This is a genomic window from Aeromonas sp. R6-2, from assembly GCF_040908155.1.
Classification (GTDB): domain Bacteria; phylum Pseudomonadota; class Gammaproteobacteria; order Enterobacterales; family Aeromonadaceae; genus Aeromonas; species Aeromonas schubertii.
Map to the genome: position 1 here is coordinate 22,462 of NZ_JBFODE010000061.1, position 6,913 is coordinate 29,374.

The following is a 6,913-nucleotide window of genomic DNA, read 5'->3' on the forward strand; positions in this document are numbered from 1 at the left end:
ATCATTTCGGTTTGAAGACCCAATACCATGGCCAGAGCCCTCTCTCTCCAGCTTGCCCAGTTGAATCTGACGGTAGGCTCCATCGAAGAAAACTGTGACAAGATCCTGGCGGCGGCCCAGCGGGCAGATCAGGCGGGTGCCGATCTGCTGGTCTGCTCCGAGCTGGCCCTGACCGGCTATCCGCCCGAGGATCTGTTGCTGCGTCCCGACCTGATGGGGCGCGTCAAGGCGGCCCTGGCCCGGCTGGCCGGCTGGGGGGGCAAGGCGGGCATTCTGGTGGGACACCCCTGGCGCGACGGAGAGCATCTCTATAACGCCGCCTCCCTGTTTGAGCACGGCAAGCTGCTGGCCCGCTACTACAAGCGCGAGCTGCCCAACTACGGGGTGTTCGACGAGAAGCGTTACTTCAGCGCCGGGGAAGAGACCTGTGTGGTGCCGTTTCGCGGTCACCTGCTGGGGCTGCTCATCTGCGAGGACATCTGGCAGCCGGGCCCGGCCCTGGCCACCCGGGAGGCCGGCGCCGAGATCCTGGTGACCATCAACGCTTCCCCCTATGACATGCACAAGCCCTGGCTGCGCCGGGAGCTGTTCAGCGAGCGCTGCGCCGCCACCGGCCTGCCCCTGGTCTACCTCAACCAGGTGTGTGGCCAGGACGAGCTGGTATTCGACGGCTGCTCCAAGGTCTTTAACGGTGCCGGCGAGCTGACCCAGCGGCTGGCCGCCTTCGCCGAGCAAGAGGCGCTGGTGAGTTTTATCGATGGCCAGCCGGTGCCAAGCGGAGAGGTTGACTATGCCCTGCCTCCCCTGGGTGAGGTCTATCAGGCCCTGGTGCTGGCGGTGCGTGACTACGTCAACAAGAACGGTTTCCAGGGCGCCGTGCTCGGCCTCTCCGGCGGCATCGACTCGGCCCTGACCCTGGCCATTGCCGCCGATGCCCTCGGCAAGGAGCGGGTGCAGGCGGTGATGATGCCGTTTCGCTACACCGCCCAGATGAGTGTCGAGGATGCCCGCGAGCAGGCCGAGCGGATGGGGGTCGAGTTCGACATCGTCTCCATCGAGCCCATGTACGAGGCCTTTATGGGCCAGCTCACCCCCATGTTTGAAGGCACGGCGCGCGACACCACCGAAGAGAACCTGCAGGCCCGCTGCCGTGGTGTGCTCTTGATGGCGCTCTCCAACAAGCGTCGCCGCATCGTGCTCACCACCGGCAACAAGAGCGAGATGGCGGTGGGCTATGCCACCCTGTACGGGGACATGGCCGGCGGCTTCGACGTGCTCAAGGATGTGCCCAAGACGCTCGTCTTCAAGCTGTGCGAATACCGCAATTCCATCGAATATGTGATCCCGCAACGGGTCATCGACCGTCCCCCTTCGGCAGAATTGGCGCCGGACCAGGTGGATCAGGACAGCCTGCCCCCCTATGACATCCTCGATGCCATCCTGCTGCGCTATGTGGAGCAGGACGCCTCGGTGGCCGACATGGTGGCCGAGGGCTTCGACGAGGCGGTGGTGCGCAAGGTCATTCGCCTCGTGGATCTCAACGAATACAAACGCCGTCAGGCAGCCGTGGGGCCGCGTATCTCGGCCCGTAACTTTGGTAAGGATCGCCGTTACCCCATCACCTCCGGGTTTGGCAGACAGAACTGGTAAGGAGAAGTCATGAAGAAGATCGAAGCCATCATCAAACCCTTCAAGCTCGACGACGTGCGCGAAGCCCTCGCCGAGATCGGCATCAACGGCATGACCGTCTCCGAGGTGAAGGGGTTCGGCCGCCAGAAGGGCCACACCGAGCTCTATCGCGGGGCCGAGTACATGGTCGACTTTCTGCCCAAGGTGAAGGTGGAGCTGGTGGTGCAGGACGAGGATCTCGACGCCTGCATCGAGGCCATCCAGAACACCGCGCGCACCGGCAAGATTGGTGACGGCAAGATCTTCGTCTGCGACGTGGAGCGGGTGATCCGCATCCGTACCGGTGAAGAGAACGAAGACGCCATCTGATGAGGATGCGCCTTCTCACGGCGGCGGGCCTGCTGCTCGGCCTGACCGCCTGCAGCGCCACGCCACCGGCCCAGCCGGAGAACCTGTGCCAGATCTTTCGGGAGAAACCCGAGTGGCACAAGGCGGCGCTCAGGATGAACGAGAAGTGGGGCACGCCGGTGCAGGTGGTGATGGCCATGATGTATCAGGAGTCCTCCTTCGTGCATGACGCCAAGCCGCCCATGCAATATTTCCTGTTCATCCCCACCGGCCGGGCCAGCTCGGCCTACGGTTATGCTCAGGTGAAAGACGAGACCTGGGCCGACTATCAGAGGGAGACGGGGAACAGCTGGAGCGATCGCGACGACTTTGCCGACGCCATCGACTTCATGGGCTGGTATACCCACAAGGCCCAGCGCCTCAACGGCACCTCCAAGTGGGATGCCTACGGCCAGTACCTCAACTACCACGAGGGGTGGGGCGGCTACCGGCGCGGCTCATACCGCAGCAAGGGGTGGCTGATGCGCACCTCGCGCAAGGTAGAGGCCCGGGCCCAGCGCTACGGCGCCCAATATCGACAATGCAAGGACCAGCTCTCCTCCGGGGGCTGGTTCTGGTAACCAAACCAGGAGTCACAGATGCCATTACTGGACAGTTTCAAAGTTGACCACACCCGCATGGAGGCTCCTGCTGTGCGGGTCGCCAAGACCATGCAGACCCCGCACAAGGACACCATTACCGTGTTCGATCTGCGCTTCTGCCTGCCCAACCAGGAGATCCTCTCCGAGCGCGGCATCCACACCCTGGAGCACCTGTTTGCCGGCTTCATGCGCGATCATCTCAATGGGGAAGGGGTCGAGATCATCGACATCTCGCCCATGGGCTGCCGTACCGGTTTCTACATGAGCCTTATCGGCACGCCGAGCGAGCAGAGCGTGGCCGACGCCTGGCAGGCCGCCATGGAGGACGTGCTCAAGGTGGCGGATCAGAAGCAGATCCCCGAGCTCAACGAATACCAGTGCGGGACCTACTCCATGCACTCCCTCGACGAGGCCCAGGCCATCGCCCGCCACGTGCTGGGGCGCGGCATCGGGGTGAACCACAACGAGGAACTGCTGCTGCCGGACGAGAAGCTGCAATCCCTGTAAGGGGCGCCATACGACGAGGGCCGGTCATTGACCGGCCCTCGCTGTTTTCAGTGGCGGATACGCCGGCGCTACATGGCGAGCGGCATCACCCGGTTGCGGCCGAGCTCCTTGGCCTTGTAGAGCAGCTGATCGGCCCGCTCCACCAGATCGTCCCCGTGTTCACGACAGTCAAATTCGGCCACCCCGAACGAGGCGGTTATGTTGTCGACCCGGCGGCCGCTCTTGCGATCGAGCACCGAGAGCTTCTCGGTGGCCCGGCGCAGGCTCTCGGCCAGCTGGCGGGCCAACTGAACCCCCTTGCCCGGCACCAGCAGGGCAAACTCCTCGCCGCCGAAGCGAAACACCTGGGCCCCCTCCTTGCAGCCATCCTTGAGGCGGCGGGCAAAGGCACGCAGCACCTGATCCCCGAGCAGATGGCCATATTCGTCGTTGAAGCTCTTGAAACGATCGATGTCGGCAAGGATGAGGGAGAAGCCCTTGCCACTGCGGCACAGGGCATCGAGTTCGTGATTGAAGGCGCGGCGATTGGAGAGGCCAGTGAGGGGATCCTCGTTGGCCTGTTTGCGGGTCTCGTCGAGGGCCTTTTTCAGCTCCTTGATCTCCTTCTCGGCATTGCTGATCTGGCCGCGAAAGTGCAAGGTCGCCATGCGGATATCACGGGACTCACGCACCAGCTCGCGCAGTACCCCCATGGTCTCTTCCAGGCTCAGCCCCTCCTCGTCGATCTGCCCCAGTTTGCCAAAGCTCTTGTCGAGCATGTCCTGAAACAGGCCGGTGTCGGTCAGGGCGTCCTGCATGGTCTGGGCTATCTGGGTGGTCATGGAGGCGAGGTTGAACTTGACCGCCTCCAGCTCTTTCTCCTGGGCGCTGGCCAGATGCTGGTGATAGAGGCGCTCGCAGGTGACCTGGGAGCAGGTACCCTGCTGCCTGAGGGCCTCGTCGAGGGCCCGGGTCAGCTCGGGATAGGTGGAGGCCACGTAGTTGTACCAGACGGCATAGTTGGCCGGGGTCGTCGGGATCTGATACTTGGTCATCAGGGGGATGGCCTGTTTGAGATAGCCTGCCGACTGGCTGAAAAGATCCTTGTTCATGGAGACCTGGTCTCTACTCCTGGAAAGTGCCCTCTAGTATGACAGAGGCATAACAGAAACGGCAGGGTGCCTTGCCCCCCTTACTGGGGATATAATGGTCCCGAATCCTACCAGAAGGCCTGCCTATGTCTCATAACGATCCCTTCCTCGAACGCGAGGCCGAGAAATACGAGAATCCCATCGCCAGCCGCGAACTGCTGCTGAAGATCATCGAGGACCACGTGCGTCCCATCTCTCGCGAGGAGATCGCGCGCGAGCTCAAGCTCAAAGACGAGGAGCATCTGGAGGCCCTGCGCCGGCGCCTGCGTGCCATGGAGCGTGACGGCCAGCTGGTCTTCACCCGTAACCAGTGCTATGCCCTGCCCGATCGCCTCAATCTGGTGAAGGGGTACGTGCTCGGCCACAAGGATGGCTTCGGCTTCCTGCGTCCGGATGGGGGTGGGCAGGATCTCTATCTGAACAACCGCGAGATGCAGCGCCTGATGCACGGGGACTATGCCCTGGTGCAGCCGACCGAGATCGACCGCAAGGGTCGCCAGGAGGCGCGTCTGGTGCGCGTGCTCAAGGCGCGCGAGATGGATATCGTCGGGCGCTACTTCGTCGAGAACGGGGTAGGGTTTGTGGTGCCGGACGACAGCCGCATCGGCCAGGACATCCTGATCCCGGAAGGGGAGAACAAGGGGGCGCGCCAGAGCCAGGTGGTGGTGGTGCGTCTGACCCAGCGTCCGACCGGCCGCCTCAACGCCCTCGGCACCGTGCTCGAGGTGCTTGGCGAGAACATGGCGCCGGGCATGGAGATCGAGATCGCCCTGCGCAACCACGGCATCCCCCATACCTGGCCGGAGGCGGTCACCCAGGAGATCGTCAACCTCACCGACGAGGTGCCCGAGAAGGCCAAGCTGGGCCGGGTCGACCTGCGTACCCTGCCCCTTGTCACCATCGACGGGGAAGATGCCCGCGACTTTGACGACGCCGTCTTCTGCGAGAAGAAAAAATCCGGCGGCTGGCGCCTCTGGGTCGCCATCGCCGACGTCTCGGCCTATGTGAAGCCGGGCACCGCCCTGGATGCCGAGGCCTATCAGCGCGGCAACTCGGTCTACTTCCCCGAGTTCGTGGTGCCCATGCTGCCCGAGGTGCTCTCCAACGGCCTCTGCTCCCTCAACCCGCAGGTGGATCGCCTCTGCATGGTGTGCGAGATGACCATCTCCGCCAGCGGTCGCATGTCCGGCTACACCTTCTACGAGGCGGTGATGAACTCCCACGCCCGGATGACCTACACCAAGGTGGCGGCCATTCTGGACGGGGATCCCAAGCTGCGTCAGCAGTACGAGCCGCTGGTGGGTCACCTCGAGGAGCTGAGCCACCTCTACAAGGCGCTCAAGCACGCCCGCCACCTGCGCGGTGCCGTGGAGTTCGAGAGCGAAGAGACCCGCTTCATCTTCAACGCCGAGCGCAAGATCGACCGCATCGTGCCCCTGGTGCGCAACGACGCCCACAAGATCATCGAAGAGTGCATGATCCAGGCGAACGTGGCCGCCGCCCGCTTCATCGAGAAGCACGAGGCCGCCGCCCTGTTCCGGGTGCACGACCGTCCGGGTGAAGAGCGCCTGACCGGTTTCCGCCAGTTCCTCGCCGAGCTGGGACTGGAGCTCAAGGGGGGGCTCGAGCCCGAGCCGCGCGACTTTGCCGAGCTGGCCGACAAGTTCGAGGGGCGCCCGGATGCGGAGCTGCTCTCCACCATGCTGCTGCGCTCCATGCGCCAGGCCATCTATCAGGCCGACAACATAGGTCACTTCGGCCTGGCCCTGAAGTCCTACGCCCACTTCACCTCGCCGATCCGCCGCTATCCGGATCTGATCCTGCACCGGGCCATCAAGTACCAGCTGGCCAAGGCCCAGGGCAATCCCCGCCACAAGTGGACCCCGAGCGGTGGCTATCACTACAGCCAGGACGAGATGGACCCCATGGGGGAGCACTGCTCCCTGACCGAGCGCCGTGCCGACGACGCCACCCGCGACGTGGCCGACTGGCTCAAGTGCGAGTACATGCAGGACCACGTGGGTGACGAGTTCGACGGCGTCATCGCCAGCGTCACCGGCTTTGGCTTCTTCGTGCGTCTGGCCGAGATCCACATCGACGGCCTGGTGCACGTCAGCACCCTGACCAACGACTACTACCAGTTCGACCCCATTCACCAGCAGCTGATCGGCGAGAACTTCCGCCGCCGCTACCGCCTCGGTGACAAGGTGCGGGTCAAGGTGATGGGGGTGAGCCTGGACGATCGCAAGATCGACTTCGTGATGGTCGAGGAGCCCCTCAAGATGACCGGCAAGGGCGCCAAGCAGGCGGTGCGCAAGATGGCCGACATCAAGAAAGAGAAGGCCAAGACCGAGCGTCGCCGCGACAAGCGCAAGGCCGAGGGCAAGGAGAAGAAGAGCGGTGGCAGCGCCAAGCCGAGCAATCGCCGCCCCGGCAAGCGCGCCCGCGACAAGGCCAAGGGGTAACCCATGGCGTGGGTCTGGTGACCCCTGCCTTGGCCGTGAGGGGCTGATGGCCCCGGGTTATCTCCCTCAAAGCCAGACTGCCCCTTGAGAGCAAAAAAATCCGAACCCTGTTACCGGGGTTCGGATTTTTTATGGTCAGCGAAAAGGGGGGCTCAGCCCTCGGCGGAGCTCGGCCAAGCTCCGTGCCTATGGC

The 6,913-nt window shown here is 63.8% G+C and carries 6 protein-coding genes; 5 read left to right on the top strand and 1 reads right to left on the bottom strand.

What is annotated here, in order from left to right; translation table 11 throughout:
* Positions 1–27 precede the first annotated feature (27 nt).
* The 4 genes from AB5Y48_RS16105 to luxS are packed head-to-tail and all read left to right on the top strand — an operon-like array spanning position 28 to position 3,125.
* Entirely contained in the window at positions 28–1,650 is a 1,623-nt protein-coding gene (locus AB5Y48_RS16105; protein ID WP_050666512.1) for an NAD+ synthase, read from the top strand.
* A 9-nt stretch (positions 1,651–1,659) separates the two neighbouring features.
* Positions 1,660–1,998: a nitrogen regulatory protein P-II gene (glnB, locus tag AB5Y48_RS16110; RefSeq protein WP_005358847.1), complete on the top strand. Its 339-nt coding sequence runs from the start codon at positions 1,660–1,662 to the stop codon at positions 1,996–1,998.
* Between the two features lie 5 nt (positions 1,999–2,003).
* A complete protein-coding gene (locus AB5Y48_RS16115) occupies positions 2,004–2,597 on the top strand; it encodes a transglycosylase SLT domain-containing protein (RefSeq protein WP_050666739.1) in 594 nt (197 codons plus the stop codon).
* A gap of 18 nt (positions 2,598–2,615) precedes the next feature.
* Complete coding sequence (luxS, locus tag AB5Y48_RS16120) at positions 2,616–3,125, top strand: S-ribosylhomocysteine lyase (RefSeq protein ID WP_368165115.1); 510 nt, start codon at positions 2,616–2,618, stop codon at positions 3,123–3,125.
* Positions 3,126–3,193: 68 nt separating this feature from the next.
* Here luxS and AB5Y48_RS16125 read toward each other — a convergent pair whose 3' ends face one another.
* Positions 3,194–4,216, bottom strand: a complete 1,023-nt coding sequence (locus tag AB5Y48_RS16125; RefSeq protein ID WP_368165117.1) for a GGDEF domain-containing protein — start codon at positions 4,214–4,216, stop codon at positions 3,194–3,196.
* A gap of 125 nt (positions 4,217–4,341) precedes the next feature.
* Here AB5Y48_RS16125 and rnr point away from each other — a divergent pair, with 125 nt between their 5' ends.
* Entirely contained in the window at positions 4,342–6,720 is a 2,379-nt protein-coding gene (gene rnr, locus AB5Y48_RS16130; RefSeq protein ID WP_050666515.1) for a ribonuclease R, read from the top strand.
* Positions 6,721–6,913: the final 193 nt, after the last annotated feature.

Coding starts and splice junctions, on each gene's coding strand:
- AB5Y48_RS16105 (WP_050666512.1), top strand. CDS start 28: ATGGCCAGAGCCCTCTCTCTCCAGCTTGCCCAGTTGAATCTGACGGTA.
- glnB (WP_005358847.1), top strand. CDS start 1,660: ATGAAGAAGATCGAAGCCATCATCAAACCCTTCAAGCTCGACGACGTG.
- AB5Y48_RS16115 (WP_050666739.1), top strand. CDS start 2,004: ATGCGCCTTCTCACGGCGGCGGGCCTGCTGCTCGGCCTGACCGCCTGC.
- luxS (WP_368165115.1), top strand. CDS start 2,616: ATGCCATTACTGGACAGTTTCAAAGTTGACCACACCCGCATGGAGGCT.
- AB5Y48_RS16125 (WP_368165117.1), bottom strand. CDS start 4,216: ATGAACAAGGATCTTTTCAGCCAGTCGGCAGGCTATCTCAAACAGGCC.
- rnr (WP_050666515.1), top strand. CDS start 4,342: ATGTCTCATAACGATCCCTTCCTCGAACGCGAGGCCGAGAAATACGAG.